We start from the raw sequence: 13,195 nt of genomic DNA on the forward strand, positions 1-13,195 counted from the left end.
GCTGGCGCGGCGGCGAAGAGGCGACGACCTCCGGTTCATTGAAGGCCAACCGAGCAGCGCTCCGCTCCGCTCTGCCACCGCGTGGGGAGATGCCCGGCAGCGCCGAGGGCGCGCGAAGGATCGCCACGTGCCGGCCTCCACCACCCATCCCAACCAGGAGCCTTCCATGAGCAAAAAGACCAGACCCGCAAAACCGCAGGCGCCGAAATTGCCGAAGGGCGAGGCCGAGCAGGTGCGCATACGCCGCGAGATCGGCCATGATTTCGCGCTCAGGGATGACGCCTTCGGCCGCAAGCGGCTGGCAGCGGGCACGCTGGAGGCTGCGCGTGTCTACGAAGTGTCGAATGACGGCTGCGCCGCGACCGGCGGCATCGTGCGGCTGCGCGCCATCGATGCGCTCGTCGGCATCACCTCGCTGTCGCGCCAGCAGCGCGAGGCAGGCCTGCGCTACCGCGAGGATTTCCGCTGCAGTCAGCAGGCTGATGTCAAGCCGATGCGCTGGACCGAGCGCATCGACGGCGGCCGCGAGGGCGGCGGCATCGCCGACAGCGTTCTCGACGCCGGCAGGGCCTATGCCGCCGCCACAAGAGCGCTAGGCCATTGGGAGGTGGCCGCCGTGGTACGACAAGTCTGCTGCGCGGACGGTTCCCTCAAGCGCCTGTCCGAGCAGACCGGCGAGGGCCGGAACGTGGTGACGAAGCTGCTGAAGGTGGGGCTGGATCTGCTGGCGGTGCATTACGGGATGATGATGAGGCGGTGAGGGGGCATCTCAAGTTGATTACAAGGAAGGGCTCGAATAGATGATATTCGGGCTGCTGCAGCAAATTAGCCGTTTGAAATGATGTCGCGTTTTTGGTGGGTTAATCACAATCAGACGGCCCGCCAAGAGATTGACGGGCAGTATCTCTGGTCTCCTAAAACCGAGAGCAATGGCGCGCGCAGCGAGTTCTACAATAATCTGCGTCGGGCCGCGCCCGGCGACATCGTATTGTCCTATTCCGAGCAAGCGGTGCGTTACGTTGGTAGGGTAACAGATTTCGCATTCACAGCGCCGAAGCCCGAAGAATTCAAAAACACTGGGGCCTATTGGAACCAGGAGGGATGGCTGCTTCCCGTATACTGGACGCCGCTTGCGCCGACGGTTAGTCCGAAGGCGCTGATCGGCAAACTAGGCCCGCTTCTGCCCGCCCGTTATTCGCCGATTCATCAGACCACTGGCTCGGGCAATCAAAAGGCCTATCTGGCGAGCATTTCGCCGGATGTATTTCGCACTATCGTCGCTGGCACGGCTTTCAACGGTGACGCTCTTTTGCGCGGAGGGGCCAACAGCCTCACTTATGAAGTCGTCAACGAAATGCTGGAGGATGCGGTTGAGCGCCGTATCTTGGAAGACATGCAACTCGAAGAGACTGTGAAGAAAAGCGTCATTCAGGCGCGTCGCGGCCAGGGGAAATTTCGCGCGAATGTTGAGACCATAGAGCGCTCGTGCCGCCTCACTGGCGTCACCAACCCCGCGCTCCTAATCGCTAGCCACATCAAACCTTGGCGCCTGTGCAGGTCCGCACAGGAGCGCCTTGATGGCATGAATGGTCTACTGCTGACGCCAGACGCTGATCATCTGTTTGATCGCGGGTTCATCAGTTTCGCAGATGATGGCGAGGTTCTTGTCTCCTCACGTGTCGACAAAACAGATTTGCAGCGTCTCGGGTTCGAACAGTTGGCAATGCAGCGCTTTGGCTTTGCAGAAGCCCCTGCCGTCTGGCGCGCCGGAGCCTTCTCGCCGCCGCAACAAGGCTATCTTGCCCAGCATCGAACGGATGTATTCGTCATCTAAGGAGTCGGATCGGCAGTCGCGCTAGACGAAATCCAGGCCAATGCGCGTCAATGACCCACCGAGGCGTTGGACAAGATTTAGTGCATACTCGTATCGTAACTGACAAACGACTTGCGCGTCCCGCTTCCGTTGTAGCAGTCCTTTTGAACCCCTCTCAGTGACGAGCACCTTGAAGCTGAAAGTCTTTGTGAGCATGCCCTTTTTTTCGGCGTATAGCGTATGCCAGGTGGGTGCTGAAGTGTCGCTTACAGGATCATTGAAACAGAAGCACTTCACTGAACCGGCGATGCGAAGAAAGACATAACGATTTGACTGAACGTCTTTGAGGGGCTTGCCATCAGCGACAGGGTTCAGTTTGACTGCCATAAATGGCAATCGTTCTCCAAAAAGCGCTATCTGGGTGGCTGACAGCTGGGTTGGGACTGTGTCGCACGCTGGAGACACACACACCCAATAATCTTGACCGACGACGAATACATGTCCTGTAGTCAAGTGCCAGCCTTCAGGGGGTTTGCTGCTCACAAAGGCATTGTGCTCGTAATCAGCCTTCAATCTCTCCTGGGGGTTCATCAAGTCAACACCAAAGTGCTCTTTGCTTAGCACTTCTGGAAGATCTGTCTTTGCCTCCGCGTCGATCAGTCTGGCAGCAAAATTCTCAACCCGAGGGAGAATGCCATTCATAAGCTGCTCGGAATGCCTAGCGACGCTTTCGGCGATAAGCCATCGGCGATTAGGGCCTTCGGAGGCCAGGAGGCGTCGGTACCAATGTGCAAGAGCATGCTGGTTGTCGAGCACCGCACTCTGCGCCATGACGCCGTATTCATCCATCTCGGCACGTAGCTTTGCAAGAAATAGCCTAGACGGCCGAGGCTTCCAGGCGTTTAACGCGGACAACAATTCCGAAAGCAGATCGTCGTCGTTACCTTTTTGTGAGAAGGCGATGAACACAGAATTAGTCTTGATATATTTGCTGCTGCCATCATCCCAAACAATCTGCGAATCCGGGCCTGGATTGAAGCGCGACTGGAGGTCCAGCTCGGCCTGCTCCAGGAGGTATTTCAGAATAAGCTTCCGGTCGTCGGATTCCCATTTCAGCTTGCCGCATTCCTCTCTGAACGCCGAGTACGGCTGTTGCGATTTTCCCATAGTTCGGAGGTAGCTGTCGCGAAAGCGTCGTGCATGGACATACTGATCGACGCTAATACTCCGGGTAAGGCGCTCGATGAATCCTTCCAATTCATCTTCGCCTTCGAGCAGCAGTGTCTGAGCCTGCTCAAGTTCTACAGGACCAAGACGCTCGGCGAGCGGCGACATAAGCGAGAGCAACGTCTCTCGGAATACTGTATCTAACTCTTCGCTCGTGTGGACTACAACAAGGTTAAAATGATCATTGCACATAAGGCTGCGGATGATCTCAATGGCAAGCGATCCGTCGCCAGGCTTCGCCTTGTCAAGCTGATAGTCGAGAACAAGGAGGTCTGATTGGTGTAGATGGGCTGCGATTTTGACTTCAGCGCCTGAAGATACGTTGGTGCCGTCATGGATGTCGACAAGGAGAGCGCGTCCAGGGGTCCTGAAGCTGGCGATGACTTTCTTGATGCGAGCCGGGTCCTTGTACCAGTCTTTGGCCTTCTGCTGTTCTTTCTGCCCGTTCCTGGCAATCTCGGCGTCGAGCATTTCGTCGAACGTTGGGTAATCGTCATCTACAATCAAAACCGAACGGATCGGCTTTACGAAAGCCTCTTCCACGAAGGCCGAATAGTGCTCACCGGCCATCGAACTCAACCCCCCTAAATGAAATGAGAAAATTTGCTCCCTTAAGAGGCATCTCAGCCACAGCTGGCTCGTATCGAATCCTGTGACCTCCGGCCGCCAGATTGGCCCTGGCGAGATATAAACCGACGCCCCGGCCGCCCCGCGCTTTCTTCGTAAAGAAAAGGCTGAAAAGGCTTCCGACGTCCTCGGGGTCCACCCCAGGACCACTGTCGGAAATGACAACCTCGTCACCAATAACATCGATCAATATGCGACGCTCCCCCTCTGACGCCGTTCCCACCCAGTAGATGCTGTTATTCAAGAGGTTGATGAAGACCGGGTAGAGTCGTGATTGTTGATCGTAGATCCGAAGAGATCGGAATTTGGCGCTGACGTCTAGAGTTATCTTATTCTTGGCAAGATTGAGTTTGAAGAATTCCGAAAGATAATCGCCGATCTCGGCGCCAGTGATCCAGCGTTGAATGCGCTGCCCTGCCAGCCTCAAAGGCGACAGAAATCTTAGCTGGTCTGTAAGGCCGTCATAGCCGAATTCAATGTCTTGTACGGCTTTGCTGTTGCGAACTTCGTCAGGAAGCCTGCGGAGGGCTGAGCCAATGATATCATCATATGCCTGCAACTCATGTCCCACGATCTCTACGGCGATCCCGAGCTGAGCTAGGCTATTAAGTCGTTCAAGTTCGACGCGAAGATCACTTAGTTCCTCCATTCCAAATGACGCGAGATGTTGGAGGTCTATGCTTTCCTTCAGACTTTCAAGCGCACCAACATAGGGGCCAAAAATCTCGGAATTCTCGAGGTCAGTGTCCTCCTTCATTTTATCCAAAAGCTTCGATGTCGCCGAATACGTCAACTCGCCTCTGTCAAATCTGGCGAGCAGGGGGGATGCTTCATTGTGGAAGTGTTTGTTGCGGTAATTTATCAGCTCCCGGATTCGCTCGAACTCGCCTCGTTGCAATGCGTCGATCGAGCGTTTCCATTGCTGGATTCGGTGGTGGATCTGAGCCGCGTTCCGTGCGATCTGCCGCTCCAGTAGGACGCGCGGTTGTGCTGGACTAATCCGTTCGATCTGCTCATCCAGATCCGTTGCAATTGCAGTCAACAAGGCGGTGGTAGTGCGCATATTGTCGCGGTAGGCGGAATATGTTTCCTCCAGCGGCCCAAGTGACTTGGGTGCGCCTGGCAGGCGCAGATCGGAGGTTTTCTCACGGAAAATTTCAAGCTGCTGCTGCGCAGCCCCAATTTCATTCTCACTGCGGATCGACAGGCTCTGTGCGAAGGCTTCCACCTCTTTGTTGAAGCGAGGTAGTTCGGTTGAGGCCGTTTGAAGCTTTGTGCGGAATTCTCTTCGTTGACGCTGGCGCAGTTTATTTCTCGCTTCGCTCGCCTTCTCGGCTTTGTTGGAAGCTTTAATCTGTGGAAGCACCTCCTCGCGAATATCGGAATCGGAGCCGAAGTATCGCCGCGCTGATAGACGGAGGATATTTGAAACAAGAACCTTCAAGGTCTTGGCTGCTCGATTGTCGAGGAGCCCTTCACGTCCCGCTTTGTCCTTTAGGTTGGAATTGGCGTCGCGCCGGATCGCAAGCCGACCAAACATCTGTCGATGGTTCCAAAACTCACGCCCGGCATTTTTGCTGCGCCTTGATTCGATCTCGAAAAAATCATTGTCGGTTCGGCCATAGGGAAGCACTCTTAGGCCGTCTCGAAACATCATGAAGCCTGAGTAACGCTCAGCCAATTCCTGAAATCGCTGGAACTCCATCCGAGGCAGGGTCGTGTTGCTGGCCTGGAATTCCATCGACGCAATATAGAGCTCGAAGGGGCCGACCTCGGTGTCGGCACGACGCGGAATTGCAAGATCCTTCGGGGGGTCGATGACGCACGGTTCTGTTACCCATTTGCCGAACGCTTTTACCCTGCCAGTAAAGACTCCTCCGGAATCGACGGTGCCAACGAGCTGATGTTCCATCCCGTCGAGAAGACGGCGATCAAACTGCTTTTCCGAGCCCACTATAAGCCGAGGAGTGGGGCCGTCCCATGCGCGAACAAAGTAGGAGAATTCGAGTTGGCTCGCCGCCGACCCTCTTTCGGTAGGATCTAGAAAGGGATCAACGAAACTCGACAGCGTTTCGAAGAAACGTTCGCGCGCAGCTCTGGCTGATGAGTCGGCTACCGTTTCGTCCAGTTCGACGCGCAAGTCATAGTTAATGCGCGCGACCATCAAAGCGGTGCCGTGATCAGAATCCCCTGACCAAACTGGCCATTGGGCAAGATGTCTTTCGCCAAAGGAAATACTTGTGATCGTGGAAAGGATTTCTTCAGACGGAGGCCCGAGCCTGTTCGTGACTCCGGTCGCATGCTCAGTCTCGTAGAGCTGATCATAGGCTCGCCATGCCGCGGTCAGCCGAGCCTTACGAAGGTCGTCTTCACCCCCAGTAACATTTTGTGCCAGACCCTGACCAAGCTCGGGCAGTATGCTGAGAAGCTCTTCCTTCTTCTCGAACTCTGTTACTGGAATGTAAACGTCGCCAAGATTAATGAATGGATTTTCAAAAAGGCGCCAGTCTAGCAATGCCGCAACGAAGGGTTGTGATCTGCGCTTCGATACTAGAAGCAGGACTGGCCCAAGGTTAGCACACGAAAGGCGGCCGATGCCTTTCTGACCCTGTCTTGCTCGTAGTCGGAGGCCGTTGCGATCCAGGAATGGCGTATGATCGACGGTTGCTTTGGACTCTGTTCCGACGACAAGCCATCGTTCTTCGAATTCACGCCTGTTCATCCCATGCCCGTCGTCGCTAATAACGGCGGTCGGCTCGTTCCCATCGTAGATATCGAGAGCTACATTCTTGGCATAGGCGTCGAATGCATTTTTCCAGATCTCGGATATTGCGGTAGGGCAATCCGCTATCTGCTCACGCCCGAGGTGATCAACCGTCCGAGCTTTGGTCTGAAAGGCTAGGTTGGAGATCACGCAGGCTCTCGCTGACGCGCAGCTTTACGAGCCTCAGTGCTCTCCTTCCGAGCGCCGAGAAGTGGCTTGAGGTGCTCAATGAGCAGCTGGGCAAATGCTACGGGAACTGCGTTTCCGACTTGTTCGCCAGCTGCCATCAACCCGCCTTCGAACACAAAGTTATCGGGAAAGGTCTGTATTCGTGCCGCCTGCCGGACGGTTATACCATGATGGAGGGTCGGATGCACAAAGCGACCCTTTGACGGATTAATGCAAGCCGTTGTCATCGTCGGAGCCGGCTTGCTCGGGTCGATGCGACCATAGACATCATTGTGGCCGTCATGGTCAGCGTGGCAATTGAGAGTGCGCCCCGAAACATGACGACTCCCACCGTTGGCCGGCGTGTTTTCAAACGCCTCTAGCAATTCCGGACCGTGCCTCATGTGAATGTCATTAGGGTCGCCTGCATTTGCTGGGAGGAAAGCTGACTGGCATCCGATCCAGGACTTGAGATAGGGTTCGGTCCGACGGAGCACCTCACTCCCGTGCGTCTGCTTCGGAGGCCAGGCTATTTTGCCTAGTTCTTCACCTCTGCGTAGCCCGAGAATGAAAACACGCTTTCGGCGCTGTGCTATCCCATAGTCGCGAGCGTCTAACACCACGGGTTCGAAGACCTCGTAGCCGGATTCATTTCCTTTGGAATAGAAGCGGTCCAAAGCCGCTTTATGTCGCGGCCACAACATGCCAGGCACATTCTCCATCAGGAAAACCCTCGGCGAGAATGCGCGTACGAAGTCAAAATAGATATGAATGAGGTCATTCCGGTCATCAGTGACGCCGGCGTCGTTCAGTCTATGTGTCGAAAAACCTTGGCAGGGCGGGCCACCTAACAGTAGGTCACATGAGGGGTTGCGGCCGAATATTTCTCGGGCCAGTTTCACAGGCGACAGTGTACGGATATCTTCATCTCGGAGGACAAGCTTCGGCTCAAGGGCAGCGAAATTCTTTCGGTACGTCGAGGCTGCACTCTTGTTATGCTCAACAGCAAGTTTGATAGTTAGTCCTGCGTTGCGCGCTGCGAGAGAGAATCCACCAGCTCCCGCAAACAAATCAATGCAGTTCAACAATCTGCCGCTCCGTAACTGTGTTCACGGGCGGTCTTCACAAGTGGGCTCACGTAGCCGCTCCAAATCAATCTTAGCATTCTTTTGAGTTGCAAGCGACTTCTTTCGAGAGCCGTTCCGGACGTGAACTGGCATTCCTGTGAAGGTTCGATTTCTTTGACGTCAAAATCGCGCCGGTGGCCAAAACCGCGGACAGAATATCCCGGAGTCGACTTTCGGTGCGCGTGTCACATTCCCAAATCACATGAACTTGCCACCCCATACTTTCCAAAGATGTAATCGCTTGGGCATCGCGCAATTGGTTCCGCTCGAATTTGGCAAGCCAGAAATCGATATTTGTGGACGGTGTCGACGTTCGGTCGCAGCCTGGATGACGATGCCAAAAACAGCCGTGAACAAAGATCGCAATCTTGTAGCGGGGAAATACTAGATCGGGGGTGCCGGGAAGATCGCGACGATGAACTCGAAAGCGAAATCCTAATTCATGGGCAAGCTTTCGCACTCTGATTTCGGGGACGGTATCTCGCGACCGTACCTTTGACATCATCAACGATCGAGAAGAACTACTTAACGCGCTCAATGTGCTCCTCGACTGCCATTCACAAGGCCGCCTTTGTGCCACGAGCAAATGTAGCTTGCCAAGGCCAAGTTTTCTTCCCCTAGGGAGGGAGGACTCAACACCCTCTAAAACAGCGCCCTCTCCAGCGGCCCCGCCAGCGTCTCGGCAAAGCCCGTCGCCAGATGGTGCCTGTCACGAAACGCCAGCTGGCCTGATATGACGACGTGGCAGGTGGTCGGGCCGCAGAATTGGTTGGTGAGGTCGATGTAGCGGGTGTCGGGCACGCTGGTCACCACGGCGCGCTCGGTGGCGGCGGTGCTGTCGTTGGCGGCTTCGGCCCTTGGCGTGTCGCAGTGCGGCGAGGGTGCCTCGCGCCACCACAGGGTGCGCGCCACGCAGGAGCCGGCGAAGCTGGCGTTGATCGGCGTGTCGCGGATGACTGCCGTCTCGACACCGGCCCGGCTGAAGGCCTGCAAGGTCGAGCGCAGGCCGGCCTGCCAGCGCGCTACTTCGGCGGTGCGTTCGGCGGCGGGCAGATCGCGGGTCAGATTGCCGATGGAAAATTCGGAGATCACCACCAGGCGCGGCTTGCGGCGGATGATCTCCGATATGGCCTGCTCGCGCCAGGCGTCGCATTCGGTGTAGTCGCGCTTCAGCACCGTGTTGAAGGTGGAGAGCCGCGAGGCGCGGCACGATGATTTGAGGTAGGTGACCACCTTGGTGTGGTTGCGCCTGGCTGCTTCGATCAGCGGCGTCGACCAGTGGTCGGCGTGCGAATCGCCAAACAGCACGATGGTGCGGGTGGCATCGGCCGGGCCGAATGTGCAGGGTTTCGGCGTCACCGTTTGGAAGTCGGCCAGGCAGTTCTTGTCGACGGCCCGCGCGATGGAAGGTCTTTCGGCCGCCTGCTCGATGCCGCGCTGCTCGGGACCGATGTTGCGCGTGGCCAGATGCGCATTGGCGTAGGCGACCGCCACGCCGGCACCGGTCAGCGCCAGCGCGGGTGCGAGCGCGCGAGCGCCCACCGTCAGCCAGGCGCCGCGTCGTGCCGGGTTCTCGATGAGGTGATAGGTGAGCACCGACAGCGCCAGCGCCAGCACGCCGCAGCCCAGCCGCTGCGGCACCGTAAGATCGGGCGTCAGCATCCCGGCGTAGACGATGACCGGCCAGTGCCAGAGATAGAGCGAATAGGAGAGCGTGCCGATCCATTGCAAGAGCGGCAGCGACAAAGCGGTGGCCGGGCCAAGGACGTGCCGGTCGGTCCGCCCGTTGGTCTGTTCCCCGCAGCCGCCGCTCAGCAGCACCAGCACGGTGCCGGCAACCGGCAGCAGTGCGTACCAGCCGGGGAAGGGCAGGTCCTCGCTCAACAGGCGATAGGCCGTCGCAATCAGCGCCAGGCCGAGCCAGCCAAGGGCTGGCCGCAGCCAGATGCGGTGCTGCAGCAAAGCCATGGGGACCAGCGTCGCCAGGCCGCCGGCAGCGAACTCCCAGGCGCGCAGCGGCGAGAAATAGAAGGCCCAGGCCGGCGCCGCGCTGGTCAGCCACAGGCAGGCGGCGAAGGAGGCGAGGCCGACCACGCCGATCATGGCTGCGGCCGTTCGCCGGCCCGGCCGCAGCCAGGCGGCCAGCAGAAGCAGCGCCGGCCAGGCGAGATAGAACTGCTCCTCCACCGACAGCGACCAGAAGTGGATGAAGGGATTGCTGGTGGCGTCGGCGGCGAAATAGTCGAACGACCAGCGCAGCAGCCACAGATTGATGGCATAGGCGGAGGCAAACATGGCGCCGCGCGAATAGAGCGCCTGCTCCTGTGGCGCCAGGATGAAGTAGCCGGCGGCCAGCGTGACCAGGATGACGAACAAAGCTGCCGGCAGGAGCCGCCGCGCGCGCCTGGCATAGAAGCGCCAGAGGTCGAGCCGGCCGGTCTCGCCGATCTCCTGCATGAGGTGGGTCGATATCAGCCAGCCCGAGATGACGAAGAAGATGTCGACGCCGGCAAAGCCGCCGGGGAGCGCGGTGAGGCCGAAATGGTAGGCGACGACGCCGCCGACGGCGAGCGCGCGCAATCCTTGTATGTCCGGCCGGAACGATGCTGCCACGACGGCTCCCTCGTGCAAGCCCAGCCCCTGTGCAATGTCGGCGGTGCAGGCCGATATCGCAATGCAACAAATTTATCGCAGTGCAACATGGCAGAAATGGGGAGATGGGCCGGGTGCCGGCCGGGCCCGATCCTTGCGTGGCTGGCTTGTCTGCACACCTGCGGCAGACGCAAAACAGCCCCGCGCGGGGCTGTTTCTCATTCGGGTTGCTGGACTGCTACTTGCTGCCGCCGTTCGCTTTCACGCTGCTGCAGAATTCGGGATGGCTGTTGGCCGCAGTGGCGTCCTTCGCCTCGTCCTCGCAGGCCTTCATCATCGCGGTCTGGTCGTCCGGCGTAAGGGCCTTCCAGGCTTTCACGAAGTCGTCGTTGCTGACCATCGTCTTCATGCTGCTATCGGTGTAGAAGGGCTGCATCTTGGCTGGATCGTCGAGAGCCGACGTTTTGGCAAACGCCGCGCCGCCGACCATCGAAAGTGCCATGGCGCCCAAGCAGATCATCTTGATGTTCATGGGTACTCTCCTGTTGTTTTGGGATCGTCGAAGCAACGATCCATTGGAAAACGACAGGTTTGGGTGAAAGTTCCGGCATTTTTTGCGCAGAAAAGCCGAAACGAGGAAAAATATAGCCGAAAAACTTGAAACTTTCCCCGATTTTTCCCGTAGGAGGCGAGTTTATCGGGTCTCTCGTGCGAGACTGACCACCAGTCGATCGACGCTGGGGTCGTCGAGGCTGACGATATGGGCCATCTGCAGCGCCCGCTTCATGCTGACCCTGGTGACGTCCTGCCGCATGATGACCGGCACAAAGGCCGGCCCCGATCCTGTGAGGACGATCGCCCTGCCGACCAGAACCGGTTCGGAGATGGGAGCCCACTGTACGGTCATGATCGAGGGCTCGCTTGTCTGGCGGCGGTTGATGCCTGTGAAATAGATCCAGTTCAGGCGCGAGATCGCTACGCCGTAGTGGTTGCCGGGCATTCTGGCGCCACCCTGGCCATCGCCCGGGGCCCACCGCGTCACCCGCCTGAAGGTGACCAGCTCGGCCTCACGTCGCAGGAAGGTGACCGAGCGCATCAGAAGGTCGGGGCGGCCGGGAACCGAAAAATAGGTGAAATAAGTGCCGCCGGCGATGGCGGGCGACGGCGGCCGCACCATGTTTTCGTACAGTGCCTCGCGCAGCGATGCGTTGCCGTCGCCGTTGGCTGCGGGAACAGCCGGCTCGCGATACAGCTCGTTTTCGTCGATCTTGAAATAATCGCAGATCAGCCTGGCGGTGGTTTTGTTGGGCACCGCCTTGCCTTGCAGATAGCGCTCGAACTGGGTGCGATTGATGCCAAGCTCACGGCACACCGCGCTGACGGAAGCGTGGCGCTGGACCAGCCGCCTGAGATTGGCGGCGAGATTCTCGCGAATTGGCACGACATCTCCCCGACAGACGTACGGACCAGCATTCAAGCGATAGCTTATATACACTTGCATGCCGTGGCGCTGGCGCGAAGATGGACCTTTGGCCAATAGGCAACGATCCCGTAGAGCGTAGGCTGTACGATTCTGACAGTCCGGCTATGCAAGCCGCGTAAATGGGCGTATTTCGGTGGCAAGAGCGACCTCGGATCGGCCTCTCGACATCCTGTAATGGAGGGCGGTTTGGATCATACCGGCCTGGTCGAGCTTCTGGACTACACGCAGGCGCAATTGACGAAGATCCGCCAGGCGGTCGCGTCAAGCGATCACGCCGGTGCCATGTTCACCATTGATTGCCTTGTCGGAGCGGCGGCCGAGCAGACGAAGTGCAAGCTTGCAAGCCTGGAGCATGCCGGCTTGCCGATCAGCAAGGATGGGCCGATCGGCAGGGATGGGCCGATCGGCAGGGATGGGCCCATAGAAGGCGGTGCGGCACCGCCCGGCAAAGCGACATCGGGCAAGCCGGATGCCGGCAGCAGCCGCTCCTGATCAGGCCGCGCCGATCTCGCCGATCAGCCTTGCATATTCGGCCTCGGCTTCGCCGTAACTGCCATTGGCGAGTTCCAGCAGCCCGGCGCGGTCGCGAATGACGATCTCGCCCCGTCTCGAGCGAATCAACGTGCGGCCTTCGAGCAATTGAAGCGCGACGGTGACGCCTGGCCGCCTGACACCAAGCATGATGGCCAGGAATTCGTGGGTGATGGCGAGATGTTCGCCGGGCACCCGGTCGTCGCACATGAGCAGCCATCGCGCCAGCCGCTCCTCGAGCTTCAGCCGCGCGTTGACGAGCGCGGTGCAGCCGGCCTGGGTTTGTAGTGCGTTGACGAAGCGCAGCAGGAACATGCGCAAGGTCGTACTTGCCTCCAAAGCTGCCTTGAAAGCGCCGGCTTCGATGCGGATCGCTTCGCCTTCGAGTTGGACAAAACAGGCATGCGGCGCACGGTCGTCGCCCATCACCAGGGAGTATCCCGTCATGCCTTCGAAGCCGATGAAGCCCACTTCGGCCTCTTGGCCGCTTGCCGTGCTGGCGACCACCGAACCAATGCCCTGTTCGATGAAGTAGACGGCCTCGATCGGAACATTCGGGGTCACCAGCATCATGCGCAATGGCAAATCGCAGCGCTGCATGTGCGGCTCGAGCAACGCCAGATCATCCGCAGGCATGCGCCGCAGCAGTTGGTTTCGGTACGGATGGTTCCCGTCGGGATAGGGTTTTTTGTCGGGATCAGAGTTTTTGTTGGGATCAGACATGGCGTGGCCCAATGCAGGGCAAGAGCCATCCAATCTCCCAGCCGTCCGTGCCCGTAAAAACGTGAGGACGATGGCCTATGTATAGGGGCTCTGAACGCAGAAAGATATTAATGCGATATGAAATTCGAAGCACGGCGCCC

Annotated in this window: 11 protein-coding genes; 3 read left to right on the plus strand and 8 right to left on the minus strand. The window is 58.3% G+C overall.

Annotated elements, in window-relative coordinates:
• Positions 1–166 precede the first annotated feature (166 nt).
• Both MESCI_RS13950 and MESCI_RS13955 read left to right on the plus strand, forming a co-directional pair.
• Positions 167–760 carry a DUF6456 domain-containing protein gene (locus MESCI_RS13950; protein ID WP_013530588.1) on the plus strand — a complete coding sequence of 198 codons (594 nt, stop codon included), beginning with the start codon at positions 167–169 and terminating at the stop codon, positions 758–760.
• A 78-nt stretch (positions 761–838) separates the two neighbouring features.
• Positions 839–1,834, plus strand: a complete 996-nt coding sequence (locus MESCI_RS13955) for an HNH endonuclease (RefSeq protein WP_013530589.1) — start codon at positions 839–841, stop codon at positions 1,832–1,834.
• A 21-nt stretch (positions 1,835–1,855) separates the two neighbouring features.
• On the opposite strand, the gene MESCI_RS13960 is transcribed toward MESCI_RS13955, so the two are convergent.
• The 7 genes from MESCI_RS13960 to MESCI_RS13990 all read right to left on the minus strand — a co-directional run bounded on the left by MESCI_RS13960 (position 1,856) and on the right by MESCI_RS13990 (position 11,759).
• The gene (locus MESCI_RS13960; protein ID WP_013530590.1) at positions 1,856–3,610 is read right to left on the minus strand and encodes a response regulator receiver domain; all 1,755 of its coding nucleotides are present in this window, start codon (positions 3,608–3,610) and stop codon (positions 1,856–1,858) included.
• The gene (locus MESCI_RS13965; protein ID WP_013530591.1) at positions 3,600–6,581 is read right to left on the minus strand and encodes an ATP-binding protein; all 2,982 of its coding nucleotides are present in this window, start codon (positions 6,579–6,581) and stop codon (positions 3,600–3,602) included. The genes MESCI_RS13960 and MESCI_RS13965 overlap by 11 nt, the downstream gene beginning before the upstream one ends.
• A complete protein-coding gene (locus MESCI_RS13970; protein WP_164919898.1) occupies positions 6,578–7,687 on the minus strand; it encodes a DNA cytosine methyltransferase in 1,110 nt (369 codons plus the stop codon). The genes MESCI_RS13965 and MESCI_RS13970 overlap by 4 nt, the downstream gene beginning before the upstream one ends.
• A gap of 70 nt (positions 7,688–7,757) precedes the next feature.
• Positions 7,758–8,306: a very short patch repair endonuclease gene (locus MESCI_RS13975; RefSeq protein WP_338048527.1), complete on the minus strand. Its 549-nt coding sequence runs from the start codon at positions 8,304–8,306 to the stop codon at positions 7,758–7,760.
• A 62-nt stretch (positions 8,307–8,368) separates the two neighbouring features.
• On the minus strand, positions 8,369–10,339 hold the full coding sequence (locus tag MESCI_RS13980; RefSeq protein ID WP_013530593.1) for an acyltransferase family protein: 1,971 nt from the start codon (positions 10,337–10,339) through the stop codon (positions 8,369–8,371).
• A 217-nt stretch (positions 10,340–10,556) separates the two neighbouring features.
• The gene (locus MESCI_RS13985; protein ID WP_013530594.1) at positions 10,557–10,850 is read right to left on the minus strand and encodes a hypothetical protein; all 294 of its coding nucleotides are present in this window, start codon (positions 10,848–10,850) and stop codon (positions 10,557–10,559) included.
• A gap of 162 nt (positions 10,851–11,012) precedes the next feature.
• The gene (locus MESCI_RS13990) at positions 11,013–11,759 is read right to left on the minus strand and encodes a helix-turn-helix domain-containing protein (RefSeq protein WP_013530595.1); all 747 of its coding nucleotides are present in this window, start codon (positions 11,757–11,759) and stop codon (positions 11,013–11,015) included.
• Between the two features lie 228 nt (positions 11,760–11,987).
• On the opposite strand from MESCI_RS13990, the gene MESCI_RS13995 reads away from it, so the two are divergent.
• Positions 11,988–12,293 (plus strand): hypothetical protein, encoded by a 306-nt coding sequence (locus MESCI_RS13995; protein WP_013530596.1) that lies wholly within the window; start codon positions 11,988–11,990, stop codon positions 12,291–12,293.
• Here the strand turns inward: MESCI_RS13995 and MESCI_RS14000 are convergent, their stop codons facing one another.
• The gene (locus MESCI_RS14000; RefSeq protein ID WP_013530597.1) at positions 12,294–13,055 is read right to left on the minus strand and encodes a Crp/Fnr family transcriptional regulator; all 762 of its coding nucleotides are present in this window, start codon (positions 13,053–13,055) and stop codon (positions 12,294–12,296) included.
• Between the last annotated feature and the right edge of the window lie 140 nt (positions 13,056–13,195).

It is taken from the genome of Mesorhizobium ciceri biovar biserrulae WSM1271 (genome assembly GCF_000185905.1).
GTDB classification, from domain to species: domain Bacteria; phylum Pseudomonadota; class Alphaproteobacteria; order Rhizobiales; family Rhizobiaceae; genus Mesorhizobium; species Mesorhizobium ciceri.